Annotated in this window: 23 protein-coding genes; 6 read left to right on the forward strand and 17 right to left on the reverse strand. The window is 47.1% G+C overall.

All coding sequences use genetic code 11. From position 1 onward, the window contains the following. Positions 1–29: 29 nt before the first annotated feature. The gene (locus tag LQ247_RS14370) at positions 30–1,427 is read right to left on the reverse strand and encodes a S41 family peptidase (protein WP_020451837.1); all 1,398 of its coding nucleotides are present in this window, start codon (positions 1,425–1,427) and stop codon (positions 30–32) included. Positions 1,428–1,586: 159 nt separating this feature from the next. Between LQ247_RS14370 and LQ247_RS14375 the strand changes: the two genes are divergently transcribed. Both LQ247_RS14375 and LQ247_RS14380 read left to right on the forward strand, forming a co-directional pair. Then, positions 1,587–2,297, forward strand: a complete 711-nt coding sequence (locus LQ247_RS14375; protein ID WP_026579549.1) for a class I SAM-dependent methyltransferase — start codon at positions 1,587–1,589, stop codon at positions 2,295–2,297. Between the two features lie 94 nt (positions 2,298–2,391). Continuing rightward, positions 2,392–2,646 carry a hypothetical protein gene (locus LQ247_RS14380; protein ID WP_020451839.1) on the forward strand — a complete coding sequence of 85 codons (255 nt, stop codon included), beginning with the start codon at positions 2,392–2,394 and terminating at the stop codon, positions 2,644–2,646. A 35-nt stretch (positions 2,647–2,681) separates the two neighbouring features. Here the strand turns inward: LQ247_RS14380 and LQ247_RS14385 are convergent, their stop codons facing one another. Both LQ247_RS14385 and deoD read right to left on the reverse strand, forming a co-directional pair. Next, a complete protein-coding gene (locus tag LQ247_RS14385; protein ID WP_025811280.1) occupies positions 2,682–3,503 on the reverse strand; it encodes a M15 family metallopeptidase in 822 nt (273 codons plus the stop codon). Positions 3,504–3,536: 33 nt separating this feature from the next. Continuing rightward, a complete protein-coding gene (gene deoD, locus LQ247_RS14390; protein ID WP_003182742.1) occupies positions 3,537–4,235 on the reverse strand; it encodes a purine-nucleoside phosphorylase in 699 nt (232 codons plus the stop codon). Between the two features lie 207 nt (positions 4,236–4,442). Here deoD and LQ247_RS14395 point away from each other — a divergent pair, with 207 nt between their 5' ends. The 3 genes from LQ247_RS14395 to LQ247_RS14405 all read left to right on the forward strand — a co-directional run bounded on the left by LQ247_RS14395 (position 4,443) and on the right by LQ247_RS14405 (position 6,541). Further along, positions 4,443–5,450, forward strand: a complete 1,008-nt coding sequence (locus tag LQ247_RS14395) for a permease (protein ID WP_020451841.1) — start codon at positions 4,443–4,445, stop codon at positions 5,448–5,450. Positions 5,451–5,466: 16 nt separating this feature from the next. Then, on the forward strand, positions 5,467–6,339 hold the full coding sequence (locus tag LQ247_RS14400) for a TIGR03943 family putative permease subunit (protein ID WP_216904416.1): 873 nt from the start codon (positions 5,467–5,469) through the stop codon (positions 6,337–6,339). A gap of 70 nt (positions 6,340–6,409) precedes the next feature. Continuing rightward, complete coding sequence (locus tag LQ247_RS14405; protein ID WP_023857374.1) at positions 6,410–6,541, forward strand: hypothetical protein; 132 nt, start codon at positions 6,410–6,412, stop codon at positions 6,539–6,541. A 37-nt stretch (positions 6,542–6,578) separates the two neighbouring features. Here the strand turns inward: LQ247_RS14405 and LQ247_RS14410 are convergent, their stop codons facing one another. The 3 genes from LQ247_RS14410 to LQ247_RS14420 all read right to left on the reverse strand — a co-directional run bounded on the left by LQ247_RS14410 (position 6,579) and on the right by LQ247_RS14420 (position 7,845). After that, positions 6,579–6,890 (reverse strand): YodL domain-containing protein, encoded by a 312-nt coding sequence (locus LQ247_RS14410; RefSeq protein WP_173636688.1) that lies wholly within the window; start codon positions 6,888–6,890, stop codon positions 6,579–6,581. A gap of 63 nt (positions 6,891–6,953) precedes the next feature. Continuing rightward, positions 6,954–7,565 carry a phosphatase PAP2 family protein gene (locus tag LQ247_RS14415; RefSeq protein WP_041817450.1) on the reverse strand — a complete coding sequence of 204 codons (612 nt, stop codon included), beginning with the start codon at positions 7,563–7,565 and terminating at the stop codon, positions 6,954–6,956. 109 nt (positions 7,566–7,674) lie between these two features. After that, entirely contained in the window at positions 7,675–7,845 is a 171-nt protein-coding gene (locus LQ247_RS14420; RefSeq protein WP_020451846.1) for a YozD family protein, read from the reverse strand. A gap of 122 nt (positions 7,846–7,967) precedes the next feature. On the opposite strand from LQ247_RS14420, the gene LQ247_RS14425 reads away from it, so the two are divergent. Then, positions 7,968–8,102: a hypothetical protein gene (locus LQ247_RS14425; RefSeq protein ID WP_231006202.1), complete on the forward strand. Its 135-nt coding sequence runs from the start codon at positions 7,968–7,970 to the stop codon at positions 8,100–8,102. Here LQ247_RS14425 and LQ247_RS14430 read toward each other — a convergent pair. From LQ247_RS14430 to LQ247_RS14480, 11 genes are all read right to left on the reverse strand, one after another. After that, entirely contained in the window at positions 8,095–8,775 is a 681-nt protein-coding gene (locus LQ247_RS14430) for a hypothetical protein (protein ID WP_043054349.1), read from the reverse strand. The genes LQ247_RS14425 and LQ247_RS14430 overlap by 8 nt on opposite strands. Positions 8,776–8,940: 165 nt before the next feature. Beyond that, positions 8,941–9,162 carry a YozE family protein gene (locus LQ247_RS14435; protein WP_224067134.1) on the reverse strand — a complete coding sequence of 74 codons (222 nt, stop codon included), beginning with the start codon at positions 9,160–9,162 and terminating at the stop codon, positions 8,941–8,943. 86 nt (positions 9,163–9,248) lie between these two features. Then, entirely contained in the window at positions 9,249–9,530 is a 282-nt protein-coding gene (locus tag LQ247_RS14440; RefSeq protein WP_020451850.1) for a YokU family protein, read from the reverse strand. Next, a complete protein-coding gene (ablA, locus tag LQ247_RS14445; RefSeq protein ID WP_039072794.1) occupies positions 9,527–10,936 on the reverse strand; it encodes a lysine 2,3-aminomutase in 1,410 nt (469 codons plus the stop codon). Before ablA ends, LQ247_RS14440 begins: the two co-directional genes overlap by 4 nt. 98 nt (positions 10,937–11,034) lie before the next feature. Then, the gene (ablB, locus tag LQ247_RS14450) at positions 11,035–11,868 is read right to left on the reverse strand and encodes a putative beta-lysine N-acetyltransferase (protein ID WP_145624881.1); all 834 of its coding nucleotides are present in this window, start codon (positions 11,866–11,868) and stop codon (positions 11,035–11,037) included. A 27-nt stretch (positions 11,869–11,895) separates the two neighbouring features. Further along, positions 11,896–13,164, reverse strand: coding sequence for a peptidase (locus LQ247_RS14455; RefSeq protein WP_026579416.1), 1,269 nt, complete (start codon positions 13,162–13,164; stop codon positions 11,896–11,898). A 13-nt stretch (positions 13,165–13,177) separates the two neighbouring features. Then, the gene (locus tag LQ247_RS14460) at positions 13,178–13,831 is read right to left on the reverse strand and encodes a 3-oxoacid CoA-transferase subunit B (protein WP_020451854.1); all 654 of its coding nucleotides are present in this window, start codon (positions 13,829–13,831) and stop codon (positions 13,178–13,180) included. Continuing rightward, positions 13,813–14,505 (reverse strand): CoA transferase subunit A, encoded by a 693-nt coding sequence (locus tag LQ247_RS14465; RefSeq protein ID WP_231006204.1) that lies wholly within the window; start codon positions 14,503–14,505, stop codon positions 13,813–13,815. The genes LQ247_RS14460 and LQ247_RS14465 overlap by 19 nt, the downstream gene beginning before the upstream one ends. Next, complete coding sequence (locus LQ247_RS14470) at positions 14,502–15,842, reverse strand: aspartate aminotransferase family protein (RefSeq protein WP_214485374.1); 1,341 nt, start codon at positions 15,840–15,842, stop codon at positions 14,502–14,504. Before LQ247_RS14470 ends, LQ247_RS14465 begins: the two co-directional genes overlap by 4 nt. Positions 15,843–16,007: 165 nt before the next feature. After that, complete coding sequence (locus LQ247_RS14475; protein ID WP_023857382.1) at positions 16,008–17,243, reverse strand: MFS transporter; 1,236 nt, start codon at positions 17,241–17,243, stop codon at positions 16,008–16,010. A 139-nt stretch (positions 17,244–17,382) separates the two neighbouring features. After that, positions 17,383–17,511 carry a YjcZ family sporulation protein gene (locus LQ247_RS14480; protein WP_003182774.1) on the reverse strand — a complete coding sequence of 43 codons (129 nt, stop codon included), beginning with the start codon at positions 17,509–17,511 and terminating at the stop codon, positions 17,383–17,385. Between the last annotated feature and the right edge of the window lie 44 nt (positions 17,512–17,555).

The following is a 17,555-nucleotide window of genomic DNA, read 5'->3' on the forward strand; positions in this document are numbered from 1 at the left end:
TGCGCTTCGTGTGAGCGCAAGGGTTTCTTTTATTTTTCTTTTTTTAAGATCTCAATCGCTTTATCCAGCTGCGTATCATTGTCAGCAAGCTTAGCCTGCAGCTTACTTGTCATGCTGATCGTCGTCTCGCCCGTTAGGATGCCTGTCGTTTTCAGCTTTTGGTCTTTTTGAAAAGCCTTAACGGCAGCCTCCGTCTGTGCGTCGAATGCCCCCGTCGCATTCAGCTTATAGCCGAGCGCTTGGAGCATTTGCTGGGCAGCTTTCACTTCGTCTCCGGTGCTGCCTGCCTTATACTCTTTTTTGGAATCCAGGTACGGCAGTTTAGCATAGCTTGGGAGCTCCGCTTTATATTGAGGTTTGATTCCTTTTTCGTGAATCCAGTCACCATTTGGCGTCAGCCACTTGGCAATCGTCAGCTTGACGGTCGATCCGTCGGAGAAGCTCTCCGCATTTTGAACCGTTCCTTTTCCAAACGTATTTTCACCCACAATCGGGATGCCTGAAGACTGGTGAAGTGCTGCGGCCATGATCTCAGCGGCGCTTGCCGTTCCTCCGTTGACGAGAACGACGGTCGGCTTGTTCACTTTTCGTTCCTTCTCAGCTTTGTACACTTCTTTTTTCCCGTTTTTGGATTCAACCTGCATAATGGTTTTGCCTTTATCGACAAACATGTTGCTCATCATAATCGCTTGGTCCATCAGGCCGCCGGGATTTCCTCTGAGGTCAAGCACGAATCGTTCCGCACCTTTTTCAGACAAGTCATCAATGGCTTTCGTCAGTTCCTTAGCGGTATTTTCAGAGAAAGACGTAATTTGGATTTCACCGATGTTGCCGCCGATCATTTTAGAGTACACCGTTTCGATCGGAATCGTATCGCGCTTAATCGTAACATCGATTTGGCCGACGCCTCCCCTGTTGAGAACAAGCTTGACATTCGTGCCTTTTTTGCCGCGGATCATTGCTGTCGCTTCGTTGACGGTCTTGCCTTTTACGCTTTTGCCGTCCACTTTCTGAATTTCATCATGCGGCTTTAAGCCGGCTTTTTCTGCGGGAGATCCTTTAATAGGCGCGACGATTAGAATTTGTCCATTTTTTTCTTCTACTTGGGCGCCGATTCCTTCAAAAGAAGAGGTAATGCTTTCTTCAAAGCTTTTAGCTTCTTTCTTATCCATGTATGTTGAATATGGATCGTCCAAAGCTCCAAGCATCCCTTTAATTGCCCCGTCAGTCAGCTTTTCATCGTCTGCATTTTGATAATAGTCGCTCTTGATTTTGTCGTACGCCGCCATCAGCTTTTCGAATTTCTCGGAGTCTGAAGCGGAATATACTGAACCGCCGCTGCCTTTGCCCACCAGATAAAGCGTCAGTGCGGAGGCGGCGACAGCCGTAATCAATACAGCCAAAAAGAGTTTTAACTGCTGTTTCAAACGAACACCACCTTTTCTTCTTACCATATTATCATGGACGAATCTTTATTCGTCAACTCGAATTACTCAGGATCCGATTTTCCGGGCTGCTGGCATTCGATCGTTTTTCAACCATTATTCCTTTTTTGCATATGCATACAAAAAAGGAGGGATCTCAATTTGAGCGATTATTTAGACATGCTTGCCAGCTTCGGCGTCTCATCCGCTCATCCTGGCGGGATGTCCCTGTCAAAGGCAGTGCTCGCCAAAGCCGGCATCGACCCTGAGCAGCCGATTCTTGATGCAGGCTGCGGAACCGGCCAGACCGCCGCTTATTTGGGGCAGATGCTGTTTCCTGTCACTGCCCTTGATGCCGACCCGGTCATGATCGATAAAGCCCGACAGCGTTTTAAAAAAGAACAGCTATCCATTCCGATTGTCCACTCTCCACTCGAGGAAATGCCGTTTCAGTCTGAAAGCTTTGCCTGTGTATTATCTGAATCTGTACTGAGCTTCACAGATATCCGGTCCGCTTTACAGGAAATCCGGCGGATTTTAAAACCCGGAGGGATGCTGATCGCGATCGAAGTGTGCCTTAAGGAAGGCAACGCTCTGACAGACGAAGCCAAAAAAGAAATCACGGACTTTTACGGATTCACCGCTTTAAATGCCGAGAATGAATGGGTCAATGTCCTGCGGGAAGAAGGATTTTCAAAGGTTAGCATCATCCCTGTCCTATTGGAAGACACAGCAGACCCTGATGACGCCGTCGAAATGGATCTGTCGCCTTCGATTTCCGACAAAAACTATGAAACAATGGAAAAACACCTGCATTACCTGGAAAAATACCGGGATTCTCTTGATCATATTATTTTTATATCACATCTATAAACCATCATTTGTCCTCCTTCTTTCGTCCAACCTTTTCTATTGAAACTATCATAAGCTGACTAGGAATAGATTAGATGATGGAAGGAGCATTCAAGTGGACCGATATTATAGGTTTTGCCACCAAAATGTTGGCAGAGTTGCGAGAATCACCGACAAAGGAGGCCGCGTCCATGTCGGAAGAATCGTCCGTGTATCACCAAGCAAAGTGTATATCGCCCCGATGATCAGACGGGGAGGCCGCGGGTTCGCCTACGGATATTACGGCGGCGGATGGGGTTGGGGCCCTGTATACGGACTTGGCCTCGGTTTAATTGCAGGTGTGGCCCTTGCAGGTTTGTTTTTTTGGTAACATGAAAAGGCCGATATCTATCGGCCTTTTCCCTTTTATATCTTTTTCACCTGTTTAAAATACTCTTCAAGCGTCAAGCCGCGTTCTTGGATGACTTTAGCCGCTTTTTTGCCTACATAGCGCAGGTGCCATGGTTCATACTTATATTTCGTAATGTCTTCTTTGTTTTTCGGATAACGGATGATATAGCCGTATTTGTAGGCGTTCTTCTCGACCCATTGTCCGTCTTTCGTATTGCCGAAGTCCTCTGATAAGGCGAAGCCGTTGCTTTTGCTGGAAATATCCATCGCAAGTCCTGTCTGATGCTCGCTTTGACCCGGATATGCCACAGCTTCTTTCGCCTTTTCTTCTCCCTTTTGGCTCACTTCGTTGTTATAGATCGCTTTTTGTCTGTCATAGGATCTGTAGCCGGACACCGCAGCCAGTTCATAGCCTTCTTTTTTCGCGGCACTGAACATCTCTTCAAGCGCTTTGGCGGCTTCTTTTCTGATATACCGCTTGTCGATATCCTCGGTAAAAGAAAACGCGACATCAGGCACTGTCAGGTCGCTCGGTGCATAGTTGCCGGGAAGCGCGTACTCTTTATTGACAAGCGCCAGTATGTTTTCCGGATTTTGAATCGTCGGCAGCCCGTCTACATCTTTAATTTGATTAAAATACTTGCTCTCAAGTATGAACTCCTGATCTTCCAGGCTGCTGTCGTCCTTTTGGTCTTTCGCATCTTTGCTTGCATTTGCAGTGTTCTGTGTTTTAGCCGTGTCATTTTGCTTCTGTTCAGTCATGGTACATCCTGTGCCAAGCAGAACCGCTGCACTCAGCAATGAAGCAATCGTCACGTATTTGTACTTTCCGTTCATTCGAATCCATCCTTTTTCAGTGCATGTATCTGGTTACAATGCGGTATCCAGAGCCAGCAGAATCATATCATTAAAGGTCGTCTGTCTTTCTTCTGCCGTTGTTTCCTCGCCGGTAATAACGTGATCGCTGACCGTTAAAATGGAGAGGGCTTTTCGGCCGAATTTCGCAGCTAATGTATAAAGCGCCGTCGTTTCCATCTCGACCGCAAGCACTCCGTGTTTGGCAAGCTTCTCAATTTGGCTGTCGTCATTATAGAATTGATCCGCCGTAAACACGTTCCCTGCCGTAACCGGGATGTTCCGCTCACTTGCAGCGTCATAAGCAGCTTTTAACAGGCCGAAGTCTGCGCAGGGCGCAAAGTCGATCGATCCGAATGCCACTCTGTTGATTTGCGAATCGGTTGATGAAGTCATTGCCAGAATGACATCTCTTACATTGACGTCTTTTCTGATCGCACCGCACGATCCGACGCGGATCAGGTTTTTCACATCATAGCTTCTAATCAGTTCATTGACATAAATTGAAATAGAAGGCACACCCATGCCTGTCCCCTGTACGGAAACGCGCTTTCCTTTATAAGTGCCCGTAAAGCCGTACATTCCCCGTACTTCGTTATAACATTCAACGTTTTCCAAATATGTATCAGCGATATATTTTGCACGCAGCGGGTCTCCTGGCAGCAGCACCGTTTCTGCAATTTGTCCTTTTTCTGCGCCAATATGTACGCTCATGAATATTCCTCCTGCCTTTTTAAAGCTGATAGGTGATGATGATTGCAGCATCCATCGCATATGTATTATAAACCAACATCGCGGAAAAAGAAAATAAAGCCCTGCTTCACTTCGGCATCATTCTTTTGTTGTCATGTTTAAAAAAGGACAGGCATACCTTTAAAAAAGAATCATTACGATTAGCTATTTCAGGATGGAGGAAAAGTGATGTTTCGTTCACTTAATAGTTATTTAATCGACTTTACCGGGCTTGTTGTCATCGGTGTTTTGCTATGCCTTGTGTCAGCCGGCGGATCGCTCGCCGCAGGCCTCCCCTTCCAGATTCCGGCTTCCGTTCAGCAGCTGAATACGATTTTCATCAGCATTTTAATCGAAGCTCTTCCCTTTGTGTTAATCGGGGTATTGATCGCCGGTTTCATCCAGATTTTTGTGACTGAAGAGCACATCCGCTCGCTTTTTCCAAAAAACAGGTTTTCAGGAGTAATTGTCAGCTGTTTGCTCGGCGCTTGTTTTCCGGCTTGCGAATGCGGAATTGTCCCGATCGTGAGAAGGCTCGTCTCAAAAGGCGTTCCCATCTATGCCGGCGTCGGCTTTCTGTTGACAGGTCCGCTGATCAATCCGATTGTCATCTTATCCACTTTTATGGCATTTGGCAATGATTTGCGAATGGCCGTTTTAAGGGTTGCTGTCGGTTTTGCCGCAGCGGTCATCATCGCTTTTGCGATCAGCATGATGTTCCGCTCCAGCCAGCTGAAAACGGAAAGCAGCATAACAGCTGCACACTGCGCCCATTCCGGCAGACAATCCCCTTTTTCGGAAAAGCTATTTGATATGCTGAAACACGCTGTTGACGAATTCTTTGATATGGGAAGGTTTCTGATTATCGGCGCTTTAATTGCCGCACTTGTGCAAACCTACCTCCCGTTAAAATCGCTGTTTTTGTTCGGAGGGGGCATGCTCGACTCGGCATTGGTCATGATGGGACTGGCTTACTTTTTATCACTGTGCTCTGAAGCGGATGCATTTATCGGCGCCTCCTTCTCCAATTTGTTTCCTTCTTCGTCCATCCTTGCTTTTCTCGTATACGGACCGATGCTCGATTTAAAAAATACGGTCATGATGCTGCATGCGTTTAAGCCGAAGTTCGTCATTTGTTTGTCTGTTCTGATCACAGTTGTTGTCTATGTTTGTATCAAATTTGTCAGTTTGCTTTAGAAAGGAGGTTTCACCAATGGTTTTTCAGCCTCGGCAATTTTTGCGCGCACTCGTGTTGGCGGCTTTTTCCGTCTTTATTTTCAAGCTCCATTACACAGGGGAAATTGATAAGCTGATCAATCCGAAATACGATTACACAAGCCTCATCGCCGCAGGTGTGTTTGCGTTTCTGTTTATCATTCAGCTGACAAGGGTCTGGACGGTGAAGGATGACCACTCTGGAGATTGCGGCTGCGGACATGATCATGACGAATCAAAGCCTTTTTTCATCAGGCTGATGCATTATGGCGTAATCACGCTTCCCCTTATCACCGGATTCACCCTTTCCCCGGCTGTACTGAATTCGTCTGTCGCCGCCAATAAAGGGACGATGCTCACCAAAACGGAGATCGCCCCTCAAACCGAAGGCGAAAAGGAACATGTCATGACACCGGAGATTCAGCAGGGGCTCGCCGATTCAGCGATGCCGAAGTCGGCGTATGACCGGAAGATGGAGCAATTTAAGCATGAAAAGCAAATTGTCATGAATGACGATATGTTTGCAGACTATTATGATGAAGTGACAAGCCGTCTTGATCATTACATTGGAAAAGAAATCACGGTCAAAGGCTTCGTCCATAAGGAAGCGGGGCTGAGCGCACGCCAGCTCGTGCTGTCCCGATTTATGATCACGCACTGCATCGCAGACGCCAGCCTGATCGGGTTTCTCGCCGAATGGAGCGGCGCTGAGCAATTGCAGCCTGATACATGGATTGAATTGGAAGGAACGCTCGGCAAAGCATCTTATAACGGCGCTGTCATCCCGATCATCCGCACGAAGCGATGGAAGGAGATCAGCGAGCCGAAGCAGCCGTATGTCTACCCGGCCGCGATCAATATGACAGAATAAAGACGACTTTCTCTTGGATAAATAGCGGGGCGTTTAGTCATCCTATTTTTTAGGAAGGAGGTCATAAATGATGGGCAAAAAACAGCGAAACAGAGTCACCGGTCTGAAAAAGAACAACCACATCCCGACAAAGGACGTCATCGCAGCAGAGGATGCACACGAAAAGGAATTCAGCGCCAGAAAACGAAAGAATACAACATAAAAAAACTGCGGACAGCGCTTCCGCAGTTTTTTCAGCTTTACGATGACTGCAGCAAAATGCGGTTGATTTTGCTCCATCCCGTAGACAGCAGTTTATAATAGGTTTTTCCCTTTCTTCCTTCATCGATTAAAACGATGTCGCCTGTTGCAAGGAATCTCGCCTTATAATCATTCGGCACCGTGTCATAAACATTGAAAGTGGAAAATGTCCGTTCCAGCACATCTTCATGGGTTCTGCCGTTTATTTCCGTTCTGTAAACCATTTCATATCCCTTATCTTCACCAAAGCAAGGCGTTTGAAAAATCGTCACATCATAAGGTGTCAGCTTCTTTTTAAACAGTTGAAACATTAACGGCAATACAGATCCCTCCTTTTTTTATACAATTGGCGCTTCGCGGCTCAATCCCTTTGACTACTTTTGTCGAACAAGCGGGTACTTTTCGCCAATTTTTTTGAAGATGAAAAACAGCGCCAGACCGAGAGAAAATCCTGAGATGACATCTGTCATATAATGAACGCCGAGATACATGCGGCTGATGCCGATAAGTCCGACGATAAGGCCTGTCCACATGTAAAGTGCGCGGCTGCGTTGTTGAAAAAAAGGAATGCAGAGCAAAAAGAGATATGCGATAAACGGATATATGCTCGCCGCATTCATTGAATGGCCGCTCGGAAAGCTGTGTGACGGTTCGTGCACGAGCGGGTTTATCGAAGGGCGCTCTCTGGCAACCCAGCCTTTTAAAGCTTCATTGGCCGTTCTTTCAACAAAAAACAGCAAATAAAGATACAGTGATGCCGCTGCTTTTTTATAGACGGCAAGTACCAAGGTTAAAGCAAGCATCAGCGGCAGCATGAAGCCGCTTGACCCAAGCTCTGTCACCGCTTTAAAAAACGCTGTGAGAACCGGGTGTCTGACAGATTCGAGAGCCTGTATCACGCTCACATCAAACGATTGAACCGCCGGGATGCGGATAAGAATGGCCATCATTGCAAAGACAGCGGCTGAAAATAGTGCTTTATACATTGAAAAAATCAGTGCCTCCTTGTCATTGTTTTTAAACATTTTACACCCGGCTCCCCCGCCGGGCAAATTTATAAGAAAAACCGGAGCAGGTGCGCCCCGGTCCCTTTTTTCAATCCTCTATATGCTCATCTATCATACATTTTGCAATCAGATAATCAAAGGTGATATCGGCAATTTCGAACAGTTCGTCCTCGCTCGGTATGTAGCCTCTTCTTGTCAGCTCTAGATAAAAAAAATCAGCGATTTCTTCTGTATCTATCATCAGTTCAATTTCTTTCATTGTGATCGCCTCCTTATTCTGATGTATGAGCTGGCATCCGGTTTTATAACCGGTTTGTCATAATGTTTGTCCTCTGTCATATACATGTCGTAACAAGACAAAAGCCGGAAGGGGAAAAGAAAATGATCCAAAAAACGCTTGAAACACTTGACGGAGAAGGGTTTGACCTGGTGTTGGGGAAGGTCTTGAAAGCCATGTTCGGCCTGATTGTGTTCGGCTGTTTTCCTTACTTTTTATATTTGTTGTTTATCATTTGAAATATTCTTTCAGGCTGCTTAACACAAACTCCATCATTTCTTTATATTCCGCATCCTGAAACATTTCATACAATACTTTATAGTCATTGTAAATATCAAGCAGCTCATCCACGACAGCAACTGCCATGTTGCGTTCATGTTCTTGCTCCTCGGGATCCCCCGCGAAGGGCAGAAACACCTTTTCAGATATCGGTTCATCAAGCTCTTGTCCGGCTTCGCCGACATAATGAACAAACAGAAGCTGATGGACGAACTGGTCCATTTCGTAAGTTCTGAGGACGAGCGTTAAATCTTCTTCTTCGGTTTCAAGCCATTCTCCGTCTTTCAAACGGGTCAGCTCGTAAATGATGTCTTCCCAGCCATCCTCCACATATCTCCAAATTTCCGTTCTGTGCCCAGTGATTTTAAACAATTCTTTGCCGTAATCTTTTACATAGACGACATCCCCGATTAAAAATTCATATTCGATATCAAGCTTTTCCGTATCGACAATGACCCCGTCATAATCTTTGTAGAGCTGAAGAGAAGTTTCAAAATAAAGCACTTCATTATGATTGACTTCATACAAAAAATGCTTATCGATTTTATGAACTTTTGTAATCGTTCCGACCGTCCCGTACATCACGACAACGACAACATCCCCGACTTTGAATTTAGGCGCGTTTGACTTCATATTTGGATTCCCCCTTGCCTTGAAGCTTCCGTGTTACGCTTATCGTATGCTGAGTGCTGTTAATTCGCATGGGCTAAGGTTACAAAGCCCGATGAGTTTTCCGAAAAGCCCAGCCGGCTTTAGGCGAACGTAAAAAATCCGCAGTTATTCAGAACTGCGGATTTTTTATCGCTTTGTTTCCGAAATATATTGCTCCCAAGCCTCATCAAATGTCGTCATTGACGATAAATAATCCCCATTAAGCTCAAGGTAAGAGCTGATTTCATGGTAATGAGTTGATGTCTTGGGAAATCCGTGATCAAGATAAGCGTGGTTCGCAAATTCGCTGATCGCGTCCTTCGGTTTCGGATGGCGGTATTTCATTAAATAATGGTAAAAAGACTTCACGGTCTCCCCTCCTGTCCTCTTTTGATGTTCTATTATACAGGGCGTCTGAAAAAATACAAACAAAAAAAACCGGCAAAAAGCCGGCTTCATGAAGAAAAATCAAAGTAATTGCGCTTCAATATGCGCTCTGTTTTCATCAGCGCATCATACGAAACGGACGAAGGCAGTTTTTTTGTATCGATCAAGAGCAGCTGATTTTCAATTTCCCAAGTGACATTGTCCTCCTGATAGACCATGCCGCAGCCTTCGCATTCCACCGCAGGTGTATCGGTGATTTCGATCGCTTTCGTCCCGTCAGGAAGCTCCCAATAAACCGCCGTGCGGGCTTCCCCGGCTTTTTCTTCACTGCACCATTCACACCTCTTCATTGCACACGCCCCTCAGCTTCGCCTTCTTTTTTTTGCTGAGCAAGGAATTTCTTTTCTTTCAATTCATCGCGCTTTGCCCGGCGGCTTTTCAATGTTTCATGATCGGGCCTTGTGGAATAGCTCTCCCTTCTTTCAAGCCGTTTTAAGCCGTCCGGTGTGTATGAAAGAGCTTGATCCGCATAGATTGCCGATATGCCGATCTCCTCTTTTTCCTTCATTACATCAGGGAAAATTTCGGCAAAATAGTCGTCCGCTCTTCCCGGAATATAGTTCTCAGGCTCAGGATAAGACGTAATGACGCCTTCAAAATTGCGGAGCACGACTTTATCGGGGCTTTGCGAAATCAAGTAATTCGGCTGTATGGCGATTTTTCCGCCCCCGCCCGGCGCGTCAACGACAAAGGTAGGGACTGCATAACCGCTTGTGTGTCCGCGCAAGCCTTCAATGATTTCAAGACCTTTGGAGACAGGCGCTCTGAAATGGCCGATTCCTTCAGACAAATCGCATTGATAGATATAATACGGACGGACTCTGATTTTCACCAAATCATGCATCAGCTTTTTCATAATGGAAACGCTGTCATTTATACCAGCCAAAATCACGGCCTGATTGCCGACCGGAACCCCGGCGTTGACCAGCTTCTCACAGGCTTCCTTCGCTTCCTTCGTGATTTCGATGCTCGTGTTGAAATGCGTATTCAGCCAGACGGGATGATACTTTTTCAAAATGCTGCAAAGTTTGTCGGTAATCCGCTGCGGGAAGACGACCGGGGCTCTCGTGCCGATCCGGATGATTTCCACGTGCGGGATCGCACGGAGGTTTTTCAAAATATATTCAAGAATTTGATCGTTAATGAGAAGACCGTCCCCTCCTGAAATCAGGACATCCCTGACATCGGGCGTATCCCGGATATATGCGATCGCCTGATCGAGCTGCTTTTTCGGCACGCCCATGCCGATTTGTCCGGAAAAACGCCGCCTTGTACAGTATCTGCAGTACATCGAGCATTGATTAGTGACGAGAAACAAAACCCGGTCCGGATAGCGGTGGGTTAAGCCGGGGACAGGCGAATCTTCATCCTCATGAAGGGGATCTTCAAGGTCGTATTTTGTTTTGTGCATTTCTTCTGCCAGGGGCACCGACTGCATTCTGATCGGACAGCGCGGATCATCCGGATCCATCAGTGAAGCGTAATACGGCGTAATATTTAAAGGGATCGTCTTTGTGGAGATTCTCACCCCTTCTTCTTCCTCTTTCGTAAGATTGACGACTTTTTTCAAATCGTCAAGCGTTCTGACGGTGTTGGTCAGCTGCCAGATCCAGTCGTTCCATTTTTCCTCGGGAACATCTTTCCAAAGCTCAATATCCTTCCAGTGCCTTTTCGGCTGAAACAGACCGTTTTCCATCTTTCATCCCCCTATCAGCATTTTCCCTATACTTTTCAGGTTATGTGACCGGTGTGAAAAGTGTCTCTTCAAATATAAAACCCGCGGAAGACCGCTTTTTAAGACCGGCTTAAATTTTTGCACCAGATGTTCATGTTCTCGATGGTTTTATAAATGAGGCAGTTGTTCAAAAGCCGGCCCCTATATGAGTATGATAAATGATAAAGACTGGCGTTCATCCCGAAAGAAGCTGCTCTTGCGATTGAATAAACGTAAAAGATACCCGCTTGTTTCAAATCGGTTTCGAGTGCGGCAATCAGCCGCCTCGTCAATGAAAAGCCCCTGTATTCCGGCAGGACGGCGCAGTCTGTTATTTCCGCATTCCCCAAAACGGGATTCACGTCTGCACCTGCTGATGCAATCACTTTTTCCCCGTCAAAAGCGAGGTAGTAAACAGCCCCTTTCCCCATCGCTTCCTTAAGATATGCCGGATCTGAAACAGGCGCGGGGTATACAGGAAAGACGCAGTTGTAGAGATCGGCGAGACCAGGCGCATCACTGGAGGCGGCCCGCCTGATATGAAAGGAAGCGTTTTGGGCCTCCGCGATGCGGGGAGTGCTGAACAGCTCTGTCAGCATTTGATCCTGCGCAAGCCAGTCAGCGGTTTTTCGCCTGTCTTCTTTCACATATTTTACGAACACGTCAGCATCATGCCCGTTAAAGTATCCGTCAATTTTCCCTTCCGGTTCAAACGTCCGCTCAAGCAAAGCGTTTCTGTCATTCGTTTTGGTGAAAACGATCATTTTCCCTATGCCGTGTTTTTTTGCTTCTTTCAATATGGCGGGAAAAAATGAACACACATCGCCTTCATAATTGATGATTCTGATTCTTTTACTGAACAAGTCGACATCCGCTTCAAGCGTACAGCTGTCATTGCTCCATTTTTCCACCATATTTAACCTCCAAAACAGCTGATCTTTTCACCGTTCATAATCACACCAATTCATAATAAACAGGCTGATGATTTTGGCTGACTGAATCAGGGCGTCTTTTTCAATGTATTCATTTGCCTGGTGAGCCATTTTCGTTTCTCCCGGACCGAAGACGATGACAGGGGTGCCTCCGGCGTGCGACAATATTCCGCCGTCTGTCGCCCACGGGGAAGCTTCGATTAGGGGATCGTTTGCCGTGATGGTTTGATAGGCTGATTTCAGCACTTTCGTCAGTTCATGGTCTTCAGCCAAATCGTTTGGGAGCCACATGGCGCCGAACCATTCTATGTCAACAGGGTAGTGTTTAAACCATTCATCATGGTATTGAAGATCATTGAGCCAGTTTTCAAACTCGGACTGGACGGCTTCAGGAGATTCGTTCGGAGCGATTCCGCACCTTCCTTCCAGTGTCACCGTGTCAGCGACCGATGAAGGCCATGCGCCTCCTTTGATCGTGCCGATGTTAATCGGAACCGGAATCGGGATATTGTCATACAAAGAATCTGTTATTCTCTTATTCCTGACCTGTTCAAGCTGGCGAAGCGACTGGATGACAAGCATGCTTTTTTCAATGGCGCTGACACCTTCATATCTTGTGCCGCCGTGTGCAGAAAGCCCTTTGACCGTGATTCTGAACCACATCGACCCCTGCTGCTTAATAAACATTTTCATATTTGTCGGCTCGGGAATCAAAGCGCCGTCCGCCTTGTAGCCCCTCATGACGGCCGCCAGCGTCCCGGCTCCGCCACACTCCTCGTCTACGACACTTTGAAAAATCAGGTCTCCTTTTAATTGAACCCCGCATTGCTCCAGCGCTTCCATCGCCATTAAAAGAGCCGTATTGCCGCCTTTCATGTCAGTTGTGCCCCGGCCGTATATCCGTCCTTGCTTCATGACCGGCTGAAAAGGCTCCGTCTCCCAGTCTTTTCTGTTTCCTTCAGGCACGACATCGATGTGTCCGTTTAAGATCAGCGATTTCCCGCCGCCCTTTCCTCTTTTGACAGCCGTAATATTCGGGCTTTCTTTAAAGCTTGTTCTGTCTGATTTAAACAGCGGGTGCTGTTCCAATTGCTTCATGCTCGGCTCCCAGACATCGATTTCAGCTTCGAATTGCCTCAGTTTCTCCAGGACGACAGCTTGGGCGGTAAATTCACTGCCCATTGTGCTTTTTTCTCCGACGAGTTTTTTCAAAAGGCGAACCGCTTTTTTCTCGTGCGAATCGATCCAATCGCACACCTTTCTCTCTATGTTCTCCATCCAATTCCTCCTCTTACGAAAGCGGCAGTTCGATCCGGACCTTTCCATCCGTCAGCCGCAGCACATCATCAAGATCCTCTTCATTCATCAGCTCTTTTAATACAAAGCCGCCGCTGTCAATGGTGATCACGGCTTTCTCTGTAATCACCATGTCAACGCAGCCTTTTGCAGTCAGTGGCAGAGTGCAGTCGGCGACAAGTTTGGGGGCGCCGTTTTTATCGGTATGGCTCATCACGACAATGACTTTTTTCGCCTTTTGGGCAAGCTCCATCGCCCCTCCCATTCCAGGAACCTTTTTGCCGGGGACGATCCAGTTGGCCAGATCCCCTGACTGGCTGACCTGCAGAGAACCAAGAATCGTGACATCAATCGCGCCCTTTCTGATCATGCCGAACGACAGAGCCGAATCAAAATAAGAAGCGCCTTTTACTACGGTGACAGGCCAGCCTGCCGCATTGCAAAGATTCTCATCTTCCCTTCCTTTTTCAGGCGACTCGCCGATGCCGAGAAGCCCGTTTTCAGATTGGATCATAACGGAAGTGCCCGGATCTAAAAAATTGGGAACTAAAGACGGAATGCCGATGCCCAGATTGACAATCATTCCGCTTTTGATTTCGCGGGCCGCCCGTTTTGCAATTCTCTCCCGCTCTATGACTCCCAAACCCATTTCCAGTTCACCCCTTCCGTTTCAGCGACACCTTCGACAAAAACACCGGGTGTTACAATTTCTTCTTCATCCAGCTCTCCCAGGGGAACGATCCGCTCCACTTCGGCAAATGTCCGATCAGCAGCCATCGCCATAAGCGGGTTCATGTTACGCGCCGTTTTGTCGTAGATGATATTGCCGAATTCATCGGCGGTTTTCCCATAAATAAAAGCGTATTCCGCACTCAGCGCTTCTTCGGCAAGGTATGCACGACCATTCAAAGAAACGATCTTCTTTCCTTGACGCACCATGTCATTATCGATCCCAATATCGGTCAAAATGCCGCCAAGACCTGTGCCGCCCGCACGGATTCTTTCCGCGAGCGTCCCTTGCGGTGAAAATTCAACAGCGAGAAAACCGTCAGTCATTTGTTTTCCCGCAACGGGATTTGATCCGATATGGGAAGCGATCAGCCGCCTTACGCGGTTATTGACGATTAATGGCCCGATGCCGATGCCGGGAAAGCCTGCGTCATTGCATATGACCGTTAAATTTTTTACGCCTTTTTTCAAAATCGCACTGATGAAAGAAGGCGGTGAACCGACTCCCCCAAATCCGCCAAACATGACGGTCGCTTCGTTTTTCAAATCGGCAATCGCATCTTCAACAGCAATTCGTTTGTTCAGGACCGTCATCTTTCGCGTATCACCTTTTCTGCTTGTTTTTCAATCTCGTGTACGGCATGTTTAAATATATGAATAAGTTCTTCCAGCTCTTGATCCGATATCGTAAGGGGCGGCGCAATGATGACCGCATCTCCCCCGCCGCCGTCAATGCCCGCCTGGGACGGATAAAGAAGCAGGCCTCTTTTTTTCGCTTCGGAAATGACGAGAGCCGACACCGGCATTGATGAAGGAAATGTCTTTTTGCTTTTTCGATCGGCGACAAATTCAATCCCGATAAGAAGCCCCTTGCCCCGAACGTCGCCAATGATGCTCGACTGTTTCATGATTTCTTTCAGCATCTTTTTCAGCTTTTCCCCTTTTATCCTGGCTTGTTTGACAAGATCGTGCTTCAGAATGTAGCGGAGAACGGCGAGCGCCGCACGGGTTGAAAAAGGGTTTGCGCTGTACGTATGTCCGCTCATGATGACTCCTGAGCCGTTTTTGACCGTTTCCATGATGTCATCGGATATGACAGCTGCGGCAATCGGTGAATACCCTGCGCTCATCCCCTTGCCGAGTACGGCAATATCCGGGGTCACACCCCAATGTTCAATCGCCAGCAACCGGCCGGTTCTTCCCATCCCACTCATGACTTCATCCGCAATAAAAAGAATTTCATTTTCTTCGCAAATCTTTTTTACTTTTTTGTAATAACCATCGGGCGCTGTTATGGCTGCTCCAGCAGCCCCGATGACGGGTTCGGCCACGAAGCCCGCGATAAATTGCTTGCCGATCCTTTTTATGGCGAGCTCGATTTCTTTCACGCACGCTTCCTGGCAGTCGGGATGAGAAAGCCGGCATCTGTAGCAGTTTGGCGCGGAAGCGGCGGGATACTTGTGCAGCATGTGCGTAAACCTGTAGCGGCGCTCATAAAATCCCGACAGCGACAGGGCTCCGTTTGTAATTCCGTGATAGCTGTTCCATCTTGAAAGGAAAATCGTTTTGTCGTTTTGTCCTTTTTCCTGCCAGTATTGAACGGCGATTTTCATGGCGGTTTCAACAGCTTCCGACCCGCTGTTGACAAAAAAAGACCAATTCAGATCACCCGGCAGCCATTCAGCAAGGAGTTCGGCAAGCTGTTCAGCTGGTTCACTCGTAAACTGTGAACGGTAGACAAATGAAACGGAATCAAGCTGCTCTTTGAGAGAATCAATCACTTCTTGTACACCGTGCCCGAGATTGCAGGTAACAGCCCCCGAACAGCCGTCAAGGTACCGTTTTCCGGAATTGTCGACAATCCAGCTTCCTTTTGCATACTGAACGACCGGATAGCTTGCGTGCAAATCCGGCTTAATCAAAAATGACATGAAAACATCCCCCCTTCCCCAATGAGAGGTTTTTCTTTACATTATATGAATGGGGAAAAGGCGGCATTCTCTTTTCAAGTGAAATGGTTGATTTCGGAGCGATCGCCGTTAGTGTAAACAAAAAAATAAAAGGACATGTCCTTTTATTTTTCCAAGCGCGCTTATTCACATTGACGTTTTGTCCTGCAAAGCAACGGTTTCCTTCGTCTGTTTTTCCCATAAATAAAATGATCTCATCATCGAAAACGCAGCAAACGGCGCGGGCAGTGCGACGATGAGGAATAAATATTCGGGACTGACAGCATCCGACAACATTCCCGCGGCCGCATAGCCGAGCGGCATAAAAGCGCTGTTGACCGCAAAAAAAGCGCCCAGCGATCTGCCTCTGTTTTCACCTTCCGTTACCCTTTGCAAGTAACCTTCAATATAGATGTTGACTACGCCGCTGATCATTCCGATGACGATCAAAATCGCGGCGCCGAGCACGACATGATTAATCCAGCCTAGAGGCGACAAAAGCAGGCCGAAAATCAGCATTAAAGCGGGCACAGCAGCTTTTGCGTGCTCCGGTTTTGCGATAAAAGACAAGAAAAGCGCCGCAGACAGCGTCCCGCACGCCCAAAATGATTGAAAAGCGCCGCCCAGCCAAGCCTGATCTTTTAATAATAGCGAGGTCCAAATGACGATATATATTGGAAAACCGCTGAATACAAGCTGCTGTATGCTCGTCCCATACAACAAATACTTGAGCGGCTTATTTTGAAGCAAGCTTGTAAAACCGCTGAACAATTGTTTGTTTGTAAAAGGAATACGCTTTTGGCTGCCCCTTTTATCTTTGATTCTCCACTCCAAAAAGATGGATAGGAAGGAGAGGCTTCCGCACAGCACCCATAACCAGCCGAAATGCAGAAAGGAAAACAGAACCCCTGTGACAAGCGGAACGATCACTTGGATAAGCTGTGAGATCACTTCTTGAAATGCGATTCCTTTTTCAATTTGTTCTTTCCTCAGTGTATCCGGCAAGAGCGATCTTGCAGCAGGTTCGATTGCGGTCAAACATGCCGATACAATCACCCTTGCAACCGCCAGTAACATAACTGAACTCATGCCTGACAGCGCCAAAAATCCGATTATTAAAAATACAGTTGAAATGATCATATCTGAAGCCGCAATCAATTTCCCCCTGTGAAACCTGTCGGACAGCCAGCCTGTAAACGGCGATATCAAAATCGAGACAGTCAGCCCGATGCCGATCACGACGCTTCCCGAAAGGGCGCTTCCGGTTTCAGCTAAAGACCACCATACCAATGAATAATAGAAAAGAACCGAACTAAAGAGCGATAAAAACGTTCCAGACCACAGTCTGAAAAAGTCCCCTTTAATGACCCAAGCATATTTCAAAGTTTCTCCCCCGTTTGTCCGATATTTTCACCTCATGATTATATTACATATATATGTAAAATTTTACAACGAAAACAAAAAAACCTTCCGGATGGAAGGCTTTGTGAGCATGTCATGCGACCGGGCGTTGGGCTTTTAGCTAGCAAATGAAAGCCGCACCGACAATGATGAGCAAAATAAAGAGGACAACGATGAGCACAAATGTGTTTCTGCCGTGAAACCCGTAGCCGTATCCTCCAGTAGGACAGCAATAATGGGAGTAATGCACAGGCTTATCATCCTTTCGTATAAAGTCTACACCCCAGCCTATGC

Source organism: Bacillus sp. BS3(2021) (assembly GCF_021043345.1).
In the GTDB taxonomy this organism is placed as follows: Bacteria; Bacillota; Bacilli; order Bacillales; family Bacillaceae; genus Bacillus; species Bacillus paralicheniformis.